This window comes from Bacillota bacterium (genome assembly GCA_024653485.1).
Taxonomy (GTDB): Bacteria; Bacillota; SHA-98; order UBA4971; family UBA4971; genus UBA6256.
In genome coordinates this window covers 69,207-91,298 of sequence record JANLFY010000007.1, presented here as the reverse complement: position 1 = coordinate 91,298, position 22,092 = coordinate 69,207, and the positions used below count along the sequence as shown (strand labels likewise).

At 63.1% G+C, this 22,092-nt stretch carries 16 protein-coding genes; 1 reads left to right on the top strand and 15 read right to left on the bottom strand.

All coding sequences use genetic code 11. The annotated features are described in order from the left end of the window. Nucleotides 1-5 precede the first annotated feature (5 nt). From NUW12_07235 to NUW12_07185, 11 genes are all read right to left on the bottom strand, one after another. Nucleotides 6-284: a MoaD/ThiS family protein gene (locus NUW12_07235; GenBank protein MCR4402564.1), complete on the bottom strand. Its 279-nt coding sequence runs from the start codon at nt 282-284 to the stop codon at nt 6-8. Between the two features lie 222 nt (nt 285-506). After that, nucleotides 507-2,312, bottom strand: coding sequence for an aldehyde ferredoxin oxidoreductase family protein (locus NUW12_07230; protein MCR4402563.1), 1,806 nt, complete (start codon nt 2,310-2,312; stop codon nt 507-509). Next, nucleotides 2,312-2,794: a 4Fe-4S dicluster domain-containing protein gene (locus NUW12_07225; GenBank protein MCR4402562.1), complete on the bottom strand. Its 483-nt coding sequence runs from the start codon at nt 2,792-2,794 to the stop codon at nt 2,312-2,314. The genes NUW12_07230 and NUW12_07225 overlap by 1 nt, the downstream gene beginning before the upstream one ends. Nucleotides 2,795-2,874: 80 nt before the next feature. Continuing rightward, nucleotides 2,875-3,984, bottom strand: coding sequence for a GGDEF domain-containing protein (locus NUW12_07220; protein ID MCR4402561.1), 1,110 nt, complete (start codon nt 3,982-3,984; stop codon nt 2,875-2,877). A gap of 385 nt (nt 3,985-4,369) precedes the next feature. Beyond that, the gene (gene hutU / locus NUW12_07215; GenBank protein MCR4402560.1) at nt 4,370-6,031 is read right to left on the bottom strand and encodes a urocanate hydratase; all 1,662 of its coding nucleotides are present in this window, start codon (nt 6,029-6,031) and stop codon (nt 4,370-4,372) included. 91 nt (nt 6,032-6,122) lie between these two features. Beyond that, nucleotides 6,123-8,090 carry an ATP-dependent zinc metalloprotease FtsH gene (gene ftsH, locus NUW12_07210; GenBank protein MCR4402559.1) on the bottom strand — a complete coding sequence of 656 codons (1,968 nt, stop codon included), beginning with the start codon at nt 8,088-8,090 and terminating at the stop codon, nt 6,123-6,125. Between the two features lie 242 nt (nt 8,091-8,332). Beyond that, on the bottom strand, nt 8,333-10,000 hold the full coding sequence (gene tilS / locus NUW12_07205) for a tRNA lysidine(34) synthetase TilS (protein ID MCR4402558.1): 1,668 nt from the start codon (nt 9,998-10,000) through the stop codon (nt 8,333-8,335). Between the two features lie 348 nt (nt 10,001-10,348). Continuing rightward, nucleotides 10,349-12,991, bottom strand: coding sequence for a stage II sporulation protein E (gene spoIIE, locus NUW12_07200; protein MCR4402557.1), 2,643 nt, complete (start codon nt 12,989-12,991; stop codon nt 10,349-10,351). Nucleotides 12,992-13,167: 176 nt separating this feature from the next. Next, the gene (locus tag NUW12_07195) at nt 13,168-14,364 is read right to left on the bottom strand and encodes an ABC transporter permease (protein MCR4402556.1); all 1,197 of its coding nucleotides are present in this window, start codon (nt 14,362-14,364) and stop codon (nt 13,168-13,170) included. After that, nucleotides 14,361-15,059 (bottom strand): ABC transporter ATP-binding protein, encoded by a 699-nt coding sequence (locus NUW12_07190; GenBank protein MCR4402555.1) that lies wholly within the window; start codon nt 15,057-15,059, stop codon nt 14,361-14,363. The genes NUW12_07195 and NUW12_07190 overlap by 4 nt, the downstream gene beginning before the upstream one ends. Before the next feature lie 73 nt (nt 15,060-15,132). Continuing rightward, nucleotides 15,133-16,620 (bottom strand): efflux RND transporter periplasmic adaptor subunit, encoded by a 1,488-nt coding sequence (locus NUW12_07185; GenBank protein ID MCR4402554.1) that lies wholly within the window; start codon nt 16,618-16,620, stop codon nt 15,133-15,135. Between the two features lie 279 nt (nt 16,621-16,899). Between NUW12_07185 and NUW12_07180 the strand changes: the two genes are divergently transcribed. Beyond that, the gene (locus NUW12_07180) at nt 16,900-17,586 is read left to right on the top strand and encodes a YIP1 family protein (protein MCR4402553.1); all 687 of its coding nucleotides are present in this window, start codon (nt 16,900-16,902) and stop codon (nt 17,584-17,586) included. A 121-nt stretch (nt 17,587-17,707) separates the two neighbouring features. Here NUW12_07180 and ade read toward each other — a convergent pair whose 3' ends face one another. The 4 genes from ade to NUW12_07160 form a co-directional block, all read right to left on the bottom strand. After that, nucleotides 17,708-19,522: an adenine deaminase gene (gene ade / locus NUW12_07175; GenBank protein MCR4402552.1), complete on the bottom strand. Its 1,815-nt coding sequence runs from the start codon at nt 19,520-19,522 to the stop codon at nt 17,708-17,710. A 225-nt stretch (nt 19,523-19,747) separates the two neighbouring features. Next, complete coding sequence (locus tag NUW12_07170; GenBank protein MCR4402551.1) at nt 19,748-21,148, bottom strand: pyruvate carboxylase subunit B; 1,401 nt, start codon at nt 21,146-21,148, stop codon at nt 19,748-19,750. Between the two features lie 31 nt (nt 21,149-21,179). Beyond that, entirely contained in the window at nt 21,180-21,677 is a 498-nt protein-coding gene (locus NUW12_07165) for a biotin/lipoyl-binding protein (GenBank protein MCR4402550.1), read from the bottom strand. Further along, on the bottom strand, nt 21,674-22,090 hold the full coding sequence (locus NUW12_07160) for a hypothetical protein (protein ID MCR4402549.1): 417 nt from the start codon (nt 22,088-22,090) through the stop codon (nt 21,674-21,676). The genes NUW12_07165 and NUW12_07160 overlap by 4 nt, the downstream gene beginning before the upstream one ends. Nucleotides 22,091-22,092 lie beyond the last annotated feature (2 nt).

Genomic DNA, 22,092 nt, shown 5'->3' with positions numbered 1-22,092 from the left:
CCCCATCACCCGCCAGCGACCGCAGAAAGGAAGCTCACGGTATCCTCGTCCTTGAGTTGGGTGTCCGCTCCCGACAGGAACTGCACGTTCCGGCCGTTCACAAGGATGTTGACGTCGTTCCGGATCTCTCCAGTCTCCGTGACGAGCTGCCTCGAGAACCGCTCACCGAAACGCTCCGAGAGGACCCGGACGAGCTCACGGAGGCACGGAGCTGCGTCCGCGGGTATCGTCACCTCGTCCTGACCCGCGGCATCTCTCAGAAAGAAGAACAGTCGAACTCGCAAAGCAAGTCCCCTCGCCCAAACGACTGTGCGTTGACCCGCGGGCCCGCTGCGAGCCCGCCGGCCCAAAGCCGCTCCACGGAGGGTCACGGGTTGCCGGCGATCACCCAAGGAGGAGGATCGGCACACCGAGTGCCTTGCTTCGCCCGCCGTCCCCGCGTAGGAGCGCCGGCAACCGCGAATGACCCAAGCTCTCAACGACTCCGAAAAACCCTTGTGCCGCCGTCAGCCGGCGAGCCCCAGCCTCTCAAGGGTCTTTGCTGAAGGCCTTCCGTCCTCACTCCATCCTCTCTCGGCATAGTAGTCGGCAAGCATGTCGGCGAGCTCCACGACTTGTCCGGCCGCGGGACCTTCCGGCATGGGCTCGGTGAGGAGCCTTGGCGCCAAGGAATCGTCCTCCTTGGTCAACCCCTCCCTCAGGTTGAAGAGGCGTTCCAGGTTCCAAATGCGCTCCCCGGCGAGGACGGCCTTCTCGGTGGAGAACGCGACGCCCGTTGCAGGCTCGAGCATGCTCGCCACATCTTGGGCACCCAGGGCGAATGTGGTGAAGAGGCACATCCCGACCGAGTCAACTAGCGCGGTCACGTCCTGGAATGCCTTTACCCAAGCAGCCTTCCCCTCCTTGGACAGCGGGTCTATCTTCTCAGGGACACCGAGCACCTCTGGGGAGATCGTGTACCCCCTCACGTGGCAACCACCTCTGTTCGAAGTGGCGTAGTTCAGTCCGATGCCCTTTACACCCCGCGGGTCGTACGCCGGGTACTCTTGCTTCTTTGCGCTCATCGAGAGCTCGGGGTGGCCGAACTCTGCGGCAAGGCGGTACGAGCCCCGTGCAAGCAGGTCGCCTATGCCCTCCCGGTTCCCTGTTTTCCGCGTGGCCTCAACCATTGAGTCGGCGTTGCCAAACTCGAGAGATATGTCCGTCGCGCTCTTCGGGAGGTACCCCTTTTCGTAGAGCTCCATAGCACACGCGATCGTCGAACCCATCGTTATCGGGTCAAGCCCGAGTTCGTTGCAAATGTAGTTCGCCTTGGTCACAGCTTCAAGGTTGTCGACGCCGCAAGCGGCTCCCAGCGCCCAGATGGACTCGTACTCAGGCCCCTCTCCCCGCCCGCTGTGTTTCCCGCTCTTGATCACGGTAGGACGCCCGCACGCGATCGGACACCCGAAGCACGCGCGCTTTCTCACAAGAAGCGTTGCCGCGAGCGTTTCACCCGATATCTTCTCCGCCCCTTCGAACACGCCTGTTTGGAAGTTGCGGGTCGGGAACGCGCCGTGCTGGTTGATGACGTTCACGAGAACGGGTGTACCGTATGTGGGAAGACCCTGCGACGTGACTGGAGACGCCTTGATCTTCTCAAAGGCCGCAAGCACGGCCTCCCTGAATCTCACCGGGTCTGCAACCTTGACGTCTCCAGTGCCCCTCACTACGATCGCTTTCAGATTCTTCGAGCCCATTACCGCACCGACGCCCGAGCGTCCCGCGGCCCTTCCCTTGTCGTTCACGACGCAAGCAAAGAGCACGAGTTTCTCGCCGGCCGGACCGATGCACGCTACCTTGGCGTCCGGGTCCGTCTCCGAGACAAGGATATCCGTGGTGTCGGCCGTGTTCTTCCCCCAAACGTGTTTAGCGGAGCGTATCTCGGCTTTACCATTGCGCACCCAAAGATACACAGGTTCTTGCGCGACGCCTTCGACGATGATGGCGTCGAAACCGGCGTACTTCATCTCTGCTGGGAAGTAACCACCGGAGTTAGAGGCTGCGATGAACCCCGTGAGCGGTGACTTCGTGACGACGTTGTAGCGGCCGGCGGAGGTGGCTGCCGTACCCGTCAGGGGGCCTGTGGCGAAGATGATCTTGTTGTCAGGGCCGAGCGGATCCGTTCCGGGCTTGAGCTCGTCATAGAGGATCTTGGTACCCAAGCCTCTCGCCCCGAGGTAATTCTCTGCCAACTCAGGACACAGGTCTTCCACTGTGACCGAGCCTGCACTGAGGTCGACCCGAAGGAGCTTCCCCGTCCACCCGTACATCACAGTCTCACCTCCTGCAAAGCTTTCTTGAGCTTCTCGCCGACAGCCTTGCGCCTGCGGAGAGCCGCATCGTCAGCCTGGACGTACTTGATCGCGTCCCATGGACAGAACAGAACGCATTCAGGGTCGCCGCCGCACAGGTCGCACTTGACGACCTTCTGTTCCGAGGAGGAGTATGCTATCGCTCCGAAGGGACAGGCAGCTTGACACATTCTGCACCCTATGCACTTCTGGTCATCTATGACTACCGCACCTGTCTGCGCGTCCCGCGATATGGCACCGGCGGGGCAGACATCCTGGCAAAGGGGATCCTCGCACTGCTGGCACGTGAGCGGAAAGAAGAAGTTGTCCTCGAGAAACGTCGCAACCGTGATCCTGGCCTTCGCGGGGTTGAACGACCCCGCATGCTTCGCCGAACACACAAGTTCGCAGATACGACAAGCTGTACACTTGTCATGCTCTACTAGCAGGACCTTCTCCAAGGAACCTCCCCTCCTTCTTCTTAGTCGATTATGCAGTTTCTTCAAGTCAGGTCAAAATCCTCTCTGGTCACGGACACCGGTCACGAGTGTGGAGCAACGGTTGGAGCTGCTTCTAGAGTGGCTTCTTCGAGAGATGGGTGGTACAGCTGTACGCGATTGCCGCCGGAGTTCTTCGCCGAGTACATGGCCCGGTCGGCTTTGTCAAGGAGGCTCAACGCGTTATCACCGTGATCGGGAAACACGGCTACCCCCGCGCTTATGGTGACCTGCAAGCTTTGGCCGCTCGGACCGGAGAAGCGGGCCTTCGCAGCTGCGTCCCTCGCCCTTTCGAGCGCAGAGAGAGCTTCACGATGTCCGGCCTTGGGCATCACCACGGCGATCTCGTCCCCGCCGTACCGGGCAAGGCAATCGGTGGCTCTGAACGTCCCTTTGAGCGTGTCCACGAGCTGAGTGAGAATCCTATCGCCTACAAGATGACCAAAAGTGTCGTTAACGCTCTTGAAGAGATCGAGGTCTATCATGCTGACCGCGATAGGCTCGCCGTAGCGTGCCGCCCTCTTGAGTTCGCCTCCGAGAAGCTCGAGCAGATAGCGATGGTTGTAGAGCCCGGTGAGCGGATCGGTCCTCGAAAGCGTCAGGATCTCCTGCCTTAGCTTCTTCTCCTCTTCCACAAGGGTGCCAAGGAAGAAGCTGGCTATCAGAGATATTGCGATCATGAACACCGGCCTCGAGAGGTTCAGGCCGAGCAGTCCGTCCGAGAACCCTCCCACAGTCAGGACGGCAAAGGAGAGAACGCTGGCTGCGCACGTTGTGACCAGCCCAATCTTGAGCCCGAACCTCATGGTCGCCGTGAGCACCGGTAGAACGAACATGGCCCAGAAAGGGCTTGACGGCCCGCCCGACACGTATATCGCTGCCCCGACGAACGCGATATCAGCGCCGGTGACGAGGAGCCCCAGCCAAACCCGCTTGCTGAGCGCAGCGGTCGCAACGGCGTGTCTCGCCCACGCATACGCGAGTCCACCCACGGCGAGCACCGGGGGAAACGAACCCGGCTTCCACTCGATCTCGTCGAAAAACGCCGCGCCCAGCAGCACGCCGGCTACGACTGCGGATACCCACAGCCTATCGATGACAGGCGTGCAGAGACTCGTGAGAACTCTTTCTGGCTTAAAGCTTTCCGGGGTCACGCTTACGACCTCGCCCTGCTCTGGCTCTTGAGAGCCCGCCCCTGACCGAGAAGCATACAGAGACACCAGGGGATGACCTACGTTGCGGCGGCACTTGCGCTGGAACCTACGCTGGAGCCTGCGTCAAGTGGCTCGTTGGCGGCCCGTGATCGGAGTGTCGTGTGTGCTCTTGTGTCCCCTTCAAGACTGCGCCGGCGGCACCCCCGGCTCCCCCACACTATCAAATTGTACCACAGCACATTGAGGAAAGCAATGCCAATGATCGCTACGATCGCCCAAGATGACGCATCCTGGCACGATCACCAGTCACTGCCACAGCAAGTGGGGAGCGCGACTGCCGTGTCGTCGAGGACGCCGACCCGGAGCCGACCGCGCCCCTTCTATCTCAAGACCTTGCCTCTCGCAGCATCGGTATCTTGATGCCATGCTTGCGCGCGGTCTCTATTGCCTTCTCGTAACCTGCGTCGGCGTGGCGGATCACGCCTGAGCCCGGATCCGTCGTGAGCACTCGCTCAAGCCGCCAGGCAGCGTCGTCCGTGCCATCGGCCACCACTACCATCCCGGCGTGAATCGAATAGCCGATGCCCACTCCGCCGCCGTGATGAACGGACACCCACGACGCGCCTGAAACGGCGTTGAGAAGAGCGTTCAGGATGGGCCAGTCCGCGATGGCGTCGCTGCCGTCCTTCATTCCTTCCGTCTCACGGTTGGGCGAGGCCACTGACCCGGTGTCTAGGTGATCCCGACCGATCACAATTGGGGCGGAGATCTCTCCCCGACGGACGAGCTCGTTTATGGCCTTGCCGAACCTTGCCCTCTCGCCGTAGCCCAGCCAGCATATCCTGGCCGGCAGCCCCTGGAACTGGACCCTCTCTCGGGCCATTCTGATCCACCGGGTAAGCCTCTCGTTCTCGGGGAACTCCCGCAACACGACCTCGTCCGTCTTGTAGATGTCCTCGGGGTCGCCCGACAGAGCCACCCAGCGGAACGGGCCCTTGCCCTCGCAGAAGAGCGGCCGGATGTAGGCCGGCACGAAACCCGGATAGCTGAAAGCTTCCTTGACCCCTGCATCGAAGGCCTGCTGGCGCAGGTTATTGCCGTAGTCGAATACCACCGCCCCGCGGCGCTTCATCTCGAGCATGGCTTCAACTTGAGTTGACATGGACTTCATGGCCCGGTCGATGTACTGCTTGGGATCGGCCTTGCGCAGCTCCGCGGCTTCCGCCACGGAAAGGCCTGCGGGGATGTATCCGCCCAACGGGTCGTGAGCGGAGGTCTGATCGGTCACTATATCGGGGATCACGCCCCGACGCACGAACTCCGGGTGGGTTTCCGCGGCGTTCCCCAGAAGGGCTATTGAGAGCGCCTCTTGCCTCTCGAGGGCCCTACGGGCGAGGCCGACCGCCTCGTCAATGCCACGCGCCATGACGTCGCAGTACCTTGTTGCGAGACGCCGCTTGATGCGTTCCTCGTCGACCTCCACGGCGATGATCACCCCGCCGTTCATGGTGACCGCGAGCGGCTGGGCGCCGCCCATGCCTCCAAGGCCCGCGGTCAGAGCCAACCTCCCAGTGAGGCTGCCTCCGAAGTGCTGACGCGCAGCCTCTGCGAACGTCTCGTACGTTCCTTGCAGGATCCCTTGCGTCCCTATGTATATCCAGCTTCCGGCGGTCATCTGTCCATACATGGTGAGTCCCTTCGCCTCGAGCTCCCAGAACTTCTCCCACGTCGCCCACGCCGGCACGAGCATCGAATTGGAGATGAGCACCCTCGGAGCAAGCCGGTGGGTCCTGAAAACGCCCACTGGCTTCCCTGACTGGACGAGGAGGGTTTCATCGTCCTCGAGGTTCGTCAGGGACTCAACTATGGCGTGGAACGCGTCCCAGTCTCGGGCGGCCTTCCCTCGCCCGCCGTACACCACGAGTTCCTCAGGCCTTTCTGCCACCTCCGGGTCGAGGTTGTTCATGAGCATACGCATGGCCGCTTCTTGCTGCCATCCTTTGCATGACAGCCCTCGCCCTCTCGGGGCACGGACACTATCTGCCATACGCCTCCATCCCCCCAAGATGAAAGATCCAAACGGGCCAGGTCCTCATTCTTCCGCATCTCCCGCGGTAGCACCTGGCCCGATTCGTCGCTTAAGCCCTGCCCGGACTCTCCGCAAGTTTCGGAGGCCTTGATGGAACACGCCCCTTAACCGCGCCTGTCTGCTCAGATGCGCTGCCCTCTTGGTCGTTCCTCGTGGCGGCAGCCGCGGCGGCAGGCATCTGCTCGGCCGCGCCGTCCTCCCCGGACGGAGCCGCATCCAGCAGAATGGCATCCAGCTCTGCTCCTTCGATCGTCTCTCGTTCCTTGAGAGCGTTAGCGAGCCTCTCGAGCTTGCCTTTGTTTCCCGCAATGAGCTCTTTCGCTCTCGTGTAGCATTCGTCTATGATCCTCCGCACCTCGCGGTCGATCGCCGCAGCGACTTCCTCGCTGTAGTCGCGGTCGTGCGCAAGGTCCCGACCGAGGAACACGGTCTCCTCGCGCCTCCTCCCGAACGTGAGAGGGCCGAGCTCCTCGCTCATGCCGTACTCCGTCACCATCCTGCGAACCGCCTTAGTGACCCCGTTCAGGTCGTTCTCCGCACCCGTGGATACCTCTCCCAACACGATCTCTTCTGCGACACGCCCCGCAAGCCCCACAACGACCTCGTCGAGGATCTCCGACTTGGTCAGGAAGTGCCGGTCCTCTTCGGGAAGCATGAGGGTGTACCCACCCATCCTTCCACGCGGTATTATCGACACCTTTTGGACCGGGTTTGCGTGCGGCAGCAGCTTCGCGGCAAGCGCGTGCCCCGCTTCGTGGAACGCAACGAGGTTCTTCTCTCGTTCGCTAATGACGCGCCCTTTCTTTTGCGGGCCCGCCACCACTCGGTCAATGGCCTCGTCGCACTCCGCCATCGTTATCTTCCGCTTGCCCCGGCGCGCCGCCAGAATGGCGGCCTCGTTCAGGAGGTTCTCGAGGTCCGCGCCTGTGAATCCGGGCGTTCTTTGGGCCAGCACCCTCAGGTTGACGTCGGACGCCAGCGGCTTGTTCCTCGCGTGCACCTTCAGGATGGCTTCCCTACCCGAAAGGTCGGGCATGTCCACGACCACTTGCCTGTCGAACCTGCCCGGTCTCAGGAGCGCCGGGTCGAGCACGTCAGGCCTGTTGGTGGCCGCCAGCAGGATTATGCCAGCGTTCGGCTCGAACCCATCCATCTCCACGAGGAGCTGGTTCAACGTCTGCTCTCGCTCGTCGTGCCCGCCACCAAGGCCCGCGCCACGCTGCCTACCCACCGCGTCTATCTCATCGATGAACACGATGCACGGCGCGTTCTTCTTCGCCTGATCGAAGAGGTCCCTCACCCTCGCCGCTCCTACGCCCACAAACATTTCCACGAAGTCGGAGCCACTTATGATGAAGAAAGGCACGCCAGCCTCGCCCGCGATTGCCCGACCAAGAAGAGTCTTGCCCGTTCCCGGAGGGCCCACGAGCAACACGCCCCTGGGTATCTTCGCCCCCAGCTCGACAAACTTCTTCGGGTGCTTCAGGAACTCGACTATCTCCGCGAGCTCCTCTTTGGCCTCGTCAACGCCAGCCACGTCGGCGAAAGTGGTCTTGCCTCGCTCCTCAACGTGGAGCCGCGCTCGGCTCCTGCCGAAGGACAGGGCCTTGTTCCCGCCTCCCTGCATCTGATTGAGGATGAACAACCACAGGCCCACGAAGAAGAGAATCGATATTATCTGCGGCAGGATCGTATACCACCAGGGCGCCGCAGGCTTGGGTTCAGCGATCACCTCGACCCGGGCGAGTGGCCCCCGAGCGTCTTTCAGCTTGTCAGTAACGAGGCTGATATCAGGCACGTAAGTTTGGAACTCCGTGCCGTCTGTGAACCGTCCCTCGACTTTGTCGTCGCCTATAATGTGAAGCTGTGACACATTGCCTGCGTCCAGCTTCTCCATGAACGTGCTCAAACTGACCTGCTTCGGCTGCTCCCTCTGACCGTAGAAGCTGCTCGCGATCGACACGGTCATGAGGCCGAGCAAGAGCCACAGGCCGAGCGTTCGTAGCGCTTTGTTCAATTGATCTCCTCCCACCGATCATCACCACGCGGCCGGGGCTCCTCCGCCGCGAGCACCGGTCCCATTCATTCGCGTCATGAAGATCTAGGATTCTGAAATCCCATGATATGCAAGCACATTATAGCATAGGGAGACCTCGATCACAACCGACCGGGGCCTCCCCTCCCCGCCCGGTCCGGCCTGGTCCGGCCTGCTCCGGTCCGGTGCGGCCCGGTGCAGTCCGGTGCCGTCCGGCGTGGCCCTCATCCTAGCAGGCCGAAACGCGCCACAAGCCGAAGCGTTTTCCGGGTGGACGGCCCCACCTTGGCGATGTTGCTTCGCCTGATCCCAACGACCCAGATGATCTCTCCCCCGGCCACTATAACGGGTACGCGGTCCCGAATGTTCCTCGGCACCTTCTCATCGATAAAGAGCTCCTTCAGCTTCTTGTGGCCTTCCATGCCGAATGGGACGATCCTATCCCCCGCTCGCCTCGTCCTCACAACAAGATCAGTCCCCAGTTCGTCGAGGTCGAAACGCTCTTCGAAGCCTTCAGGGCGGCCGCTCGCGGCGGGTTTGAGAACACCGCCTCGCGCGTCTAACCCCGACCCGGTCTCCAGGACTTCCGCCTCGAATACCAGCTCAAGCTCTGGAATGAACGTCACGCCGGGCACGTTCAGCCTGCGCTCGAACGGCTCGACGCGCTCGGCCGTCGCGGTGTCGCAAGCGCCGTGGACCACCGGCCTCCCTTCACCGTCCCGACCCTGTCCGAGCCGGGCTTCAATCTCCAAGACAAGTTCTCCGCGTGGTATGAGCTTGGAGATCCCCAGTCGGCCTTCGAACCCGGCTCTCGCCTCTGGCCCGCCCCGGGCCTTCCTTGCCCGGATTCCCCGCGGCAGGCTCGCGCTCGCACCGAGAGAGCCGCTTCGCGCAAGGTCCAGCACCATTTCCACGTGCTCGAATTCGATGCCGTCTGCGCCCCGTCCAACCAGCGCCAGGGCCTCCCGAACGAGTCGGCGTCGGATCGCGGGGTGCTCTGCGAGAAGACGCTCGATCCTCAGGACGACGCGCGTTTCTGACTCGCTCAGCACGACGAGCTCCATCCTCCGCCGCACCTCGCAAGATATGAAAGAGTCGTCCTCCCTCACGAGCTCGGCTGTCCTCGCTATGCTCCGGACAACGTGCGGATTGTAGCGGCGCTCCAGAAAGGGGATAAGCTCATGCCTGACGCTGTTGCGCGTGAACACCGGCGCGAGGTTCGACGCGTCCACCCTCGGCCCAAGTTCGTGTTCCCGGCAGTAGGCCTCGATCTCTTCGCGAGGGACTTCTATGAGAGGGCGGATGACGGTTGGGACGTGCCGCGCCACATGACCGGCACGCTCGACGGTGTCAGCCGAGTCGACTGTCCCGTCGTCGATGACGCCTGCGTCCGATCCGTCCACCAGGCGGCGGACCGGCGGGATGCCTGCAAGCCCTGTCGTGCCGGTCCCGCGGACGAGCCTAAGTAGCACCGTCTCAGCCTGGTCCCCGGCGTGATGACCCAAGGCTACCCTTGATGCGCCCACGATACCCGCTGTCCTGCGGTAGAAATCGTATCGCACCTTCCGCGCGGCAAGCTCCAGCGAAACCCGATCCCTGCGAGCGACGGACGCAACGTCTCTCGATTCGATGGTGACCGGCACGCCCAGGCGTCCCGCCAGATCCCGCACGTACGCGGCGTCCTCGCAGGCAGCCTCACCGCGAAGCATGTGGTTCAGGTGTCCCACGTGCAACAGGATCTCGAGCTCCTTGGAAAGGACCCAGAGGACATGTAGTAGCGCGACGGAGTCAGGACCGCCCGACACTCCAACGAGCACGAGGTCTCCCGGCTTCGTCATCTCGTACCGTCTTATGGTGGACCTCACTTTGTTGATGAGCTCTGTCCGGCCCACTGTAGCGCTAGCCGCCCCGGGAACCACCGGCCGCCGACAAAGGGCGGAGAGCGCCGTGCGTCACCGCTCGCGCCCCCTCTTCCCAGCCATGGCAGCCATTCCAATCATCGAGGCGGGACGCAGGAACGCTCCCAGGCTCCCAGTCTCCCAGTCTCCCTATCTCCCGGATTCCCGGATTCCCGGTTTCCCCGTTTTCTGCTTACGGACTGACGGGCTTTCGGGAGACGCGCTCGCCGGCCGCACGCCCGGCACCCAGAAGCGTCCTCGAACTGACGTCCCCTCACCTCGCGAAAGGGGCTCTCCTTTCGAAGCGATTATATCATGCCCTGACCGCGCTGTCGCGCCCAACTACGCATTCGCCACTGTCGACATGGACGCACGGTCGCGCCCCAACACAGCATGGTTCCGCACGAACCTGCGCTCCGGAAGCCGGCGGTACACCCGACCGACCACGACCGTCATGTCGTCAGGCTCCTTCCCCTTGCAATGCTGGCGGGCTTTGTCGAGGATGAGGCGCGCAACGTCCTCGGGCTGATCCGACGACAGTCGCGAGAGAGCCGACGCAACCCATTCACCTCTCTCTTCGGAGTGATCCGTGGAGGTGAGCACGCCGTCGCTCACCATGACGAGAACATCACCGTCGCTGAGCTTCACTCGGGTCCTTTCCACGTCTATAGCGTCGAACACCCCTGCGGGCAATGTAGCCGACTCCACCACCCTCACTCCGCGCGCGGTCCTCACGAAACTGGGAGGCGACCCGACCTTTATGAACTCCGCATCGCCCGTCCCAAGGTCCACCGTGACCACGTCGAGCGTCGCAAAGGTTTCGCCCGACGAACGCAGGAGGAGTATGAGATTCACCGTCTTCACCGCGAACTCATCGTCGAAGCCCGCTTCCAGCAATCGCTCCAGCATGCACACAGCCGTGGAGCTCTCGACCGCAGCGGCCTCGCCCGCCCCCATTCCGTCGCTGAGCACGAAGACCATCCGTCCATCCGCGAGCTCGATCACAGAGTGAGTATCTCCCGAAACGGCACCGCCACCCCTGGCGAGCACGCTCGCCGCGGTCGCGATTCCGAAAACGCGCGCTTGCGAGAGGAACACCTCACACGTAGGGAGGCCTCCCCTCGCCCCGCACCGGACCTTCGACGCCTCCATTTGGTGGCCCAGCAGCCGCGAGACGAGAGGTGCCAAGGCCTTCTTACACTCCTCATCCCCACAGCAAGCCCCCTTCTTCAGGGTCACGTCGAGTCGACCTTTGTTCCTAGCCACGACGCTGACTTCAGACACTCCAAGCCCGAACCTCGACAGCTCTCTGTAGATCCGCTCCTCGGCCCAGGTCTCGAACTCTATGCGTCGCCAGACGTCCTCGCCCAGCCCTCTCAGGATGGCCGCCACGCCCTGCAGCTGGCCGGCCAGCATCTGACGTCCCTCCACGAGGCGCCTGGTGGATGTCAGGTTCTGCCTGAATGCCCCCGTAGTGCCATTCACCGCCGCTACGAGCCCGGCTATGTCGATGCATCTCCGCCGCAACTGGCCTTTGACTTCACTCGGATCCACCCTCCCCTTGAGCTCCGCGAGCGCCGCCAAGTCCAGCACATCGCGGAACGTCCTGTGGAACGCGTCTTGCCAGCAGAACAGGTAAGAGCGGCAGCGGCTGCAAGCGATCTGCGCGACTCTGTGGAGGACGTAAGCGACGTCAGCACGCTCGGCCAGATCGGGGTCATGGGGCGCTTGTTTCAGCATAGAGGATAGGTCCTCGAACACTCTCGAGAAATCCTGCAGCTTCTTCGAAAGGAGATCTTGTACACGCCGGGCATCCCCGCGGGGGGAATCGTGCGCGGGAGCGGGCAAGAGCGCTCTCATCCTGTAGAGGTGACGACGGGGGACACACATGAACGCGATGCCCGAGACGGCGAGTTGACCCACGAACACCGGGACTTCGGACGCAGCCGCCACCTGAAACACCAAGAGACCCGCGCCGGCCAAGAACCCTCCGACAGTGGCTGCCTTGCCGTACTGCCGGAAGGCTCCCGCCACGAACCCGCCTATGGCGTAGGCTCCCACAACGGGCGCACCGCCTTGCCCGGACATGGCACACGCGAGGCCCATCAACCCGCCGGCAGCGGCGCCTAGCGCGCCGCCACCCCCGTACGCCATGATGATGGTCGAAAAGCCCGCCGCCACGGCGCCGGCCGCAATCCCGCGGAACCCTACCCCTGAGAGCCCCATCACGACGCCCGCGCACATCAGGCCCAAGGACGCGATCTCCTCCAAGCCCAAAGCCTCGCGACGGCGCGTTGGCAGGGCGCTCTCGTGCAGGGCTCCTTGACCCAGGCTCCAGGTGAACACTGCGGCGACCGCGGTCCCGATGACTGCCTCGAGCGCAGCGACCGGCAGGGGTGGCACGGGGATGCGCATGATCATCTTCACGATCCATGCTGACACGAATCCGAGCACCAGTACCACACCAGGCAGCACGAAGGGGTTATCGCTCGTCTTCCGGGACATCGAGCGAGCCGCGGCAGCCACGAGGATGACGGGGAACACAGGCCAAACGGTGCGCCAATTCAGCACAGGTCCGGTCATGCCGAGTAGGACCCCGATGGCGGTCAACAACAGACTGTGGCTTCGAGAAGCTGCTACCCTTGCGAGATACGCAATTCCGAACGGCGAGGTCGCACCGAGCACCGTCGCTCTACCCAGTAGGAAGCCGATCAAGCCAGACAGCGCTGATTCTGGCGAGGATGCCTCCATTAGGAACTCGAAGGCCCGGCCACCGACTGTCTGACGCCCCCCACGGCCCCCGCTCGCTACCCTCTCGCGCTGTCCCGCGCGCACAAGCGGCGTCCGCTCAGCGCGGGCCTCCCTCTTCGATAGGTACACTCTCTTCACATCGGGTCGGCTCGGTCGTTGTCCGGCGGAGGTCTCGCACTCGTCCCCTTCCCGCTTTGTGCGATCGCCCAAGGTCCGGCGGATCGTGGGTGCCATGGTTCGCTCCCCCTTCCCGAGTCTCACACGGCGGCAATTCCATGCCCGCGAGGATGATACCACAGGGACGTGGGGAGAACCTGACGGAAATTGTACCTGTCCCTCCGGAATCGACCGACATGCCCGGCGACGAATCGCCACGGGTTGCGACGTGCGTCAGGAGCCTCCTAGACTCTCTATTCGTAACGAAGAGCCTCGATCGGGTCGAGGTTGGCGGCCTTATAGGCGGGGTACACGCCGAATACCAGCCCCACTGCGGTCGCAGAGAGAAACGCCACCGACACCGCGAGCGGCGAGACGTACGTCGGCCACTTCGCCAGCTTCGCCAGGAGAGCCGCTCCGCCGCTCCCAAGGACGATCCCGATGGCTCCCCCGGCAAGGCAGAGTGCGACGGCCTCGACTATGAATTGCCGTAGTATGTCGCCTCTCTTCGCTCCCACCGCCTTCCTGATGCCGATCTCACGAGTCCGCTCCGTCACCGATACGAGCATGATATTCATCACGCCGATCCCCCCGACGAGCAGGGATATGCTCCCGATTCCCGCGAGGATCACCGTGAAAATGCTCATCACGGTCTCTGCGGACTTCAGTATCGTTGAGCTGCTGATCACCATGAACGGGGGATCCTCGCCATACTTGCGAGCCAGGACGGACTTGATCTGATCCGTAGCCTGCTTGACATGAGCTACGTCCACGGCTTCCGCGGTGATCGCGGCAACGTTGCCGCTGCCGGTCATGCGCCTGGCATGGCTTATCGGTAGGTACACCGACATGTCAGCGGTGTTATCCCCGAAGATCGTCCGACCCTGCTCTTGCTGCACCCCAACGACGACGAAGGGCAGCCCGTTTATCTTGACCTTTTCACCCAGTGGCTCCTTACCCTCGAATAACTCTCGGGCCAATCCTCCACCGAGGACCACAGCGGGACGCCGGGCTGTGACATCAAGTTCCGTGAGGAGCCTTCCCTCGGCAAGCAGCCCGCGCTGTGTCGAAGAAAGGCCGTCGTCGGTGAAAGTGGCGTTGACGTTCTGACGCTTCGTGCCGTACTTCACCACGGCTGGCCCTACCTTGGTGACGCTGACGTCGGCCACGGCCGGGCACGCCCTCCTTATGAGGTCTGCGTCTTCGATGGTGAGAGGCTTCACGTGACCCCAAATCACTTCCTGACGGGTGTAGTCCTGCTGGACGAAAACGAGGTTCGCGCCCATGCCCACGAACTCCCCGGTCACCAACTTCCTCGCGCCCTCGCCCATGGACATCATTGCAATGACCGACGCGATGCCGATGACGATGCCGAGCAGCGTCAGAGCGGACCGCATCTTGTTCGCGCGTAGACTGCTGAGGGCGAGCTTGATGCACTCGTACAGGCTCATTCCTCCTCCGCCTCGCTTTCCCCGGCCACGTCCCCATCAACGACTCTGCCGTCCTTTATTCTGATCACGCGGTCGGTGTGAGACGCGACGTCAGGATCGTGGGTGACCACGACGATCGTCATTCCTCGTTCGTTCAGACCCTCGAGAAGGCGGATGATCTCCGCGCCGGCTTTGCTGTCAAGGTTGCCCGTGGGCTCATCTGCGAGAATGATCGCGGGACTCAAGACGAGAGCGCGAGCGATGGCAACCCTCTGAGCTTGACCCCCCGAAAGCTCGCTCGGCCGGTGCCTCGTTCGCTCGCCGAGTCCGACCGCCTCGAGGGCTTCCAACGCCCTCCGCCTGCGCTCCCCGGTCGGTACTCCCGCGTACACAAGAGGCAGTTCCACATTCTCGAGAGCTGTCGCCCTTGGCAGAAGATTGAACGTTTGGAACACGAAACCGATCTTCTTGTTCCTGACCTCGGCGAGCTCATCGTCTGAAAGCGAGCTCACAAGCCTGCCATCGAGGCGGTAGATGCCCCGGGCGGGCCTATCGAGGCATCCCAGGATGTTCATGAGGGTCGACTTCCCCGAGCCGGAAGGTCCCATTATCGAAACGAACTCTCCCGTCCTGATCTCGAGGGACACCCCTCGCAGCGCCGCCACCTCGACCGCGCCGGTCCTGTATACTTTCTCGACGTCCTGCACTGCGATCACGCGTCCTCACCTTACCTCTGTCGCCGGTCGCGCCGCTGCCTCCGGGCGCCCCGCGCTCCGCCCCGCATCGACTTCACTGCGACGCGCCGACGCGAACCTTCAAACCTGAGCCGCTTCCCTCCGCTTTACCTTGAGTCCCCTTTTTCACACGATCGCCGTCTTTCAGCTTCCTCAGGACGGACGCATCCCCGACTACGACTTCGTCACCCGGGTGGACCCCCTCGATGATCTCAGCCTCCATGAGGCTTTCCCGTCCGACTGCCACTGTTACTTCCTTCGCAGTTGAGCGCCCGGTATCCACCACAAAAAGCGTCTTCGTCCCGTTCTTCTCGAGAATGGCCTGCAGAGGCACGACAAGGGCATCAGGCTTCGAGTATGTGATTATCTCCACTTCAGCGCTCATTCCGGGCAGAAGCGCCGACGGCGCCTCATGCACGTCTATGAGCACGGGAAAGCGAGGGACTGTCCCGTCCATGACGGCCGCGGGAGCTATCTCCGTCACCGTGCCGCGAAGCTCCATGCCTGCAAGGGCGTCCGTTGTGAAGATAGCCTCTTGGCCGACGGCGACAGCAGAGATGTCCGTTTCGTCGACTCGTGCCCTCACCCTTACGCCGCCCGCACGTGCCAGCGTCACCACAGGCGTACCGTCGACTACCACCGCGCCTCTCTTGACCGTCACGCTCATCACAGTGCCATCCCCCGGCGCCGTTATGGAAGTCATTGCGAGCTGTGCCTCGACGAGAGCCAGACTCGCCCTGGCCTGCTCCAGGCGGGCCATCGCGGCCTGCCTGCTCTTCTCCTTGGAGGCCTCTCGCTCTCGCGCCATGGCTAGGGCGATCTCCGCCTCCTTCACTTGCGCACGAGCGATCTCCCGCTGCTCAGAAGTGGGAGACGCCAGGAGGGCGTCTAACTGCTGCCTCGCTGAATCGTGCGCGGCCCTGGCGTTGGTGAGCCTCGTCGTCGCCTCGTCGACCGCGGACCTTGCGACCGCCCCTTTCTCGTAAAGAGTCTGCATCACGCCGAGATTCTTCTCTGCGTCCCTCAACGCGGTCTCTGCTTGGGTGAGTTGTGCGCGAACCTGCGCCACCTGCGCCTCGGACGGACCGCGCTCCGTTTCAGCCAACCTGGCACGCGCTATAGCCAGCTGTGCCTCGGCCTGTTGCACTTCGAGAGGTTTGCCGTCTTCGCTCGGGGACGCCACGCCGAGTTGCGCTACTTCCGCCTCGGCGGATGCTACAGCCGCTCTCGCCTGCTGCAATTGAGCGAGGAGATCTGATTTGTCAAGCCTCACCATCTCCCGGCCTTCCTGAACGGTGTCGCCCTCCTTTACCAGTACCTCCGCCACCCGCCCCGCTGTCTGTGTCCTCACCTCCAACGTGGAATCGGGCTCCACCGTGCCTTGCGCGGACACAGTGACGCGAAAGGCTGCGGGTTCGACCCTGACTGTGTCCACGGTGTACGTGGGCTTCTTCTCGCCGGCCATCTTGCTGCCCACTATCGTCAAAGCCACGATAACAAGGAGACCGGCCGCAACAAGGGCAGTCCGCCGTCTCTGTAACAACCCGTAACACTCCCTTCGTCAAGAACCATGTGCCCAACCATTGTTGACGTCGCGTCGCTAGTAATTATTCGTTCCACAGGCGTTCCCTGCCTAGCCTGCGCGTCGCACCGAGAATCGTCTTACTCCAGGTGAGTGTGGCCACGTCTCGCATAACGCGGGCCTCCTCGCGTTGAAGATGGAGGAAACCGCGCGCCGTTTGCGAAATACTTTATGTGCTGTTAGTGCCGGACTCCGAGCGCCGGGTTCCGACTGAATCGCACAGGAGAGGAGTTGTCGGAAATGACGGACGCAACCTTGAAGCCCAGGAAGACACTTGTCGCACGCATCATAGGCGCGCTCACCGATCCGGGCGCAACGTTCGAAGACATAGTCCACCGGCCCGACGCAGTCGGACCGGTGCTTCTCGTGCTCATCACCGGGGCGCTCTCAGTGGTGCCCATGGTCTCCACCCTCCGCACACTCCAGGAGACGGCACCCAAGGGGGTCCCCATGCTCCCGCCGGCGTTTACGGTAGCAACGGGCTTGATAGGACTGGTCATCGGCCTAGTGGTTTGGTGGCCAATCCGAGCCCTGGTTTTCATGGCCGTGGGCTCGCTTGTGGGAAGCAGGGCCACTTTCTCGCAGAGTCTAGCGGTGTCAGGTTATCTCAATGTGGTGGAAGCGCTTTCCGCCTTGGTCTCAGCCATCGCCGTAGCTACCACGGGACGCGCTGTGACGCTCGGCTTCGGGATGTTGCTTTCGCCGGAGCAGGCCGCGACGCCGTGGGGAGTCGCCCTCAACTCTCTGAACGTGTTCGGACTCATCTACATCGTCCTCAGCACCGTGGCCCTCGCCAGGCTGTGGAAGGTCAACACGTCGAAGGCAGCGACGGCGACCGTCGTCCTCTGGCTCATCGTAGTGGGTGTAGCGGCAGGTTCCGCCTACTTCGGAAGGCAGCTGTCCGAGATGATCCAGATGCCGCAATAGGCTGCCGATCTCGGCGACCTCATCCGCCGGCAGGGTATCGGCCGCCTTTCTTCGAGACCGCGACGAGTTTGGAGTCATCCTTCCGAACCCGCCGGCTGAGCTGGAGGTCACGCGCGACAGCTCATACGAAGAGGTCCACGAACCGGAAGGCCAACGTATCAACGATACCCCTGTTCGATATGCGGAGTTCCGGGATCACGGGAAGAGCAAGGAGCGCCATGGTCATGAAAGGCGAAGCCATGGTGCAGCCGAGCGCACCCCACGCCCGGGCGAGCTCGTCCACCTTCACCCGGACTTCCTCCACCGGCCGATCGGACATGAGCCCGGCAATGGGCAACGGCAAGACGGCGAGGGGTTCGCCGCCCCTCACCACGACCATCCCGCCTCCTGCATCGGCAACGACGTTGCCGGCCACGGCCATGTCCCGGTCGTCCATGCCCACCACAAGGAGGTTGTGACTGTCGTGGGCCACCGTGGACGCCACTGCTCCGTCCCTGAGGCCGAAGCCCCGCACAAAGCCCACCGCCATGCTTCCTGACGCCCTGTGGCGTTCCACGACGGCGACCTTTGCCACGTCGCCCTCACGAGACGCGTGCACCTCCCCGCGCTCGTCCACGCCGAGCTCGAGCTCCACGTGCCTCGTGAGCGCGCTCGCTTCCACCACTTCGATGACCCGAGCGCGCACGCGACGCCCGGCCCTAGCTGGAGCTGTGATGCGGAAGTCCGCCGGCTCGAGGCGCCTCGCAAGGCGCACGGACCGCGTCGCGAAGTCCGGATATCCAAACGCGGGCACGTCCACCACGAGGCGTCCGTCTTCAGCGACGACCTCCCCGTCAGCCATTACCCTCTCGGGACGAGGATCCGCGAGGTCTCTGATGAAGAGAATGTCAGCCATTCTGCCCGGCGCGATGCTCCCAAGATCCTGGCTCAGTCGGAAGCACTCCGCCGTGTTTATGGTCGCCATCTGAATGGCTCTCACCGGCGGCACTCCCTCCTCGATCGCCCGTCGCACCACGTGGTTCACGTGCCCGAGAGAGACCAGGGTGTCGGGGTGCGCGTCATCGGTCACGAGAACGATGTGCCTGGGGTCTATCCCCGTTTCAGTGTAACTCTTTATGGTCGCCTTGACATCGCGCCAGGCCGACCCCTCTCGCAGTTTCGCGTACATGCCGAGGCGCAGCTTGGCGAGGGCGTCTTCCGGTCGCGTGGACTCGTGGTCGGAGGCCACTCCGGCGGCAACGTAGGCCGAAAGATCGGGCCCCGCGTCCGGGATGGAGTAGTGCCCCGTGACCACCTTACCAGCCTTGAGGGTCTCCTCGATCTCAGCGTGTACCCCTGACTCGCCCTCAAGGACTCCCGGGAAATTCATCATCTCCCCGAGACCTACCATCCCGTCCCATCCCATGGCGGCACGGATGTCTTCCGCGTCGATAGCGGCCCCCGCGTCCTCGAAGCCCGGCGCCGCCGGAACGCATGAAGGCATCGTGGCGTACACCTTGAGCGGCAGCCCACGTCCTTCCTCCAGCATGAGCCGCACGCCCTCCACACCCAGCACGTTCGCGATCTCATGGGGATCCATGAATATGGCGGTGGTGCCCGAAGGCAGCACTGCCCTGGCGAACTGGCTTACGGTCATCATGCTGCTCTCCACGTGGACGTGGCCATCCAGGAACCCGGGGACCAGGTAATACCCTCGGGCCTCTATAATGCGCGTGCCATGCCCGATACACCGCGAGGCGTCTCCCACCAAGGCCACGCGTCCCGAGCGCACAGCCACGTCCACTTGGTCTTGGATCTCGGCAGTGTGTACATTGACGAGTTTCCCGCCGCGGATGACGGTGTCCGCGGGCTCCCGTCCCATGGCGGTCGCGACGAGCGTCCTCTCTACTTCGTAAAGGGGTCGTCTCAAGGGTACTTGCCCGATGTTCCCTGACATCCGCTCTCTCCTCTTTCTCCTACTTGGGCTCTCTTGGATGACCCGGCGCCGCCCGAAACATACCACGACCGGCTCCGGAGCTGCCGGCTCGAGGGACACATCCCAGGTGTCCCGGCGTTCTCAGGATTCCCGAGACTCCCATATCTTTTGAGCCTCTCAGGCCTTCAGGAAACCCGACCGTCGCCCTGCGGGTTCCCATTCCCACGTGACGATGAGCGTCAAACGTCAAGCGCCAGTCCCGGCCTTCTCAGCGCGCCTGCGGAAGAACTCAAGGGCTACTTCCGGAAACATGACGTAGGTAAGCACGTCTTCGTCCTTTTGGATGTAATCCTTCACCGCCTGCCGCGCCTTCTCCAACTCCGGCTCGAGAAGGTCCGCAGGCCTTACGGTAACCAGGTCCTCTTCCCCTATAACCATCCTGCGAACGTCCTCCGGAATGGGTGCCGGGGGCCTGCCGTAGAGTCCACGCACGTAGTCCTTGATCTCGCGGGACTTGACGCTGTAGCGCTTGCCCGTGGCCACGTTCAACACGGCTTGCGTGCCCACTATCTGGCTCATCGGTGTCACCAAAGGTGGGTACCCCAACTCCTCTCGCACCCTCGGTACCTCGGCCAAGACCTCATCGAGCCTGTCCAGCATCCCCTGGTTCGCGAGCTGAGCTCGGAGGTTGGAGAGCATGCCGCCGGGGATCTGCCACCTCAGGGCCTCCGCGTTCACCGTGATGGGAGCGGCAGTTTTCTGGTAATTGGGCCTGACTCGGACGAAGTGCGCGTTGACCTCGGCAAGCGCCGCCAGGTCGAGCGACGTGTCGTACGCTGTTCCCTGCAGCGCGGCGACGATGGACTCGGTCGGAGGCTGGCTCGGCCCCAGGGCCAGGGCGGAGATGGCCGTGTCCAGACAGTCCACGCCGGCTTCGACTGCCTTGAGGTACGCCATGGACGCCATGCCACTCGTATAGTGGCTGTGAAGCTGAACGGGCACACGGACAGTCTCCTTCAAGCGCCTGACCAACTCGTACGCCGCGAGCGGCGAAATGAGGCCGGCCATGTCCTTGACGCATATGGAGTCCGCCCCCATCTCCTCGAGCCGCCTCGCAGTGTCGACGTAGTGATCGACATCATGGACGGGGCTCAGCGTGTACACCACGCACGCCTGAACGTGCGCACCCTCCCGTTTCGCGACCTCCATGGGTTTCTCCATGTTTCGCACGTCGTTGAGGGCATCGAAGATACGCATGACGTCTATCCCGCACTTGACGGCATGGGTGACGAAGGCGTCGACCACGTCGTCGGGATAGTGATGGTACCCCACGAGATTCTGCCCCCGGAGGAGCATCTGAAGGGGCGTCTTCCTAACTCTCGCCTTGAGAGCGCGGAGCCTGTCCCAGGGATCTTCATCGAGGTAACGTAGGCAGGTGTCGAATGTCGCTCCTCCCCAAACCTCGAGCGAGAAGTAGCCTATGTCGTCGAGCTTCTCCGCTATGGGGAGCATGTCATCTGTCTTCATTCTCGTCGCAAGGAGCGACTGGTGGGCGTCACGAAGAGCGGTCTCGGTGATCCTGACTCGGGTCGCGGTCGCCCGGCGCGAGTTCGAGGTGACGCTGGGCACATCCACGGACACATCCATGCCGGCTGCTCGGTGCACGTCAACCACCCCCTCAATTCGAATGTGGAGCGCTCTCCTCCACCGTCGCCAGCACCGTGCCCGCCCGGACGGAGTCACCGGGCTTCACTGGCACGGACCGGACCACCCCTGAGTACGGCGAGGCTATCTCGTTCTCCAACTTGAGGGCCTCCAGGGTCACGAGCACATCGCCCACCTTCACGCGGTCTCCTTCCCTGACCCGGACGGCAAGTATCGTGCCTGCCAAGGGGGCCTCCACTCCTCTGACCGTTCCAGCCTGCGCAGCCTGCGCGTCCTGTCGTCGGGCCGGAGCTTGCGCCTCCGCGGACGAAACGGGCGCTCCCGCCGATGGGGTGCGGGATGCCCCCGGGCCGCCGCCCGCCCGAGCCTGCTCCGGCGCGGCTGAAGCCGTCCGCGCCGCTGCCGCTTCAGCCCCCGCTGCCGCTGCGGGAGCAGGCGCCTGTGCCTCGGACTCCTCGATGACCTCGACACTGTACTCCCTTCCGTTCACGACGACCTTGAACTTCCTCATGCCAGAGCTCCTTTCCGGACCTTGATGCTTATTTGCCCCGACAGGGCGTCACTGTCCGCTTCCCCACGGGCGATGATCGCCGCGGCGATCGCCGCTACGAGAGAAGCCGGCAAACCTACTGGTCCGGCTCCTTCCTCGAAGCGGCCGTTCATCGCGCAAGCGAGGCACGCCGCTATAGCCGCGACAGCCTCGTCATCGACCACCTCGGTCGCCAAACCCGTGCCCGGGCTCGTAGAATCTCGAGTTGCGGGCAGAGCGCCCTCGAAACCGCCTGCGCGCCGCCGTGCTTTGGGTCTTGGCGCGCGGCCGAGGAGCCAGGCCACCATAGCCATGGTGAAAAGCAGTACAAAGCCAGACACAACCACGCTCTGCCCGAGCGCAGTCGTGCGCAGGCTCCATGCAAAGTCGCTCATGG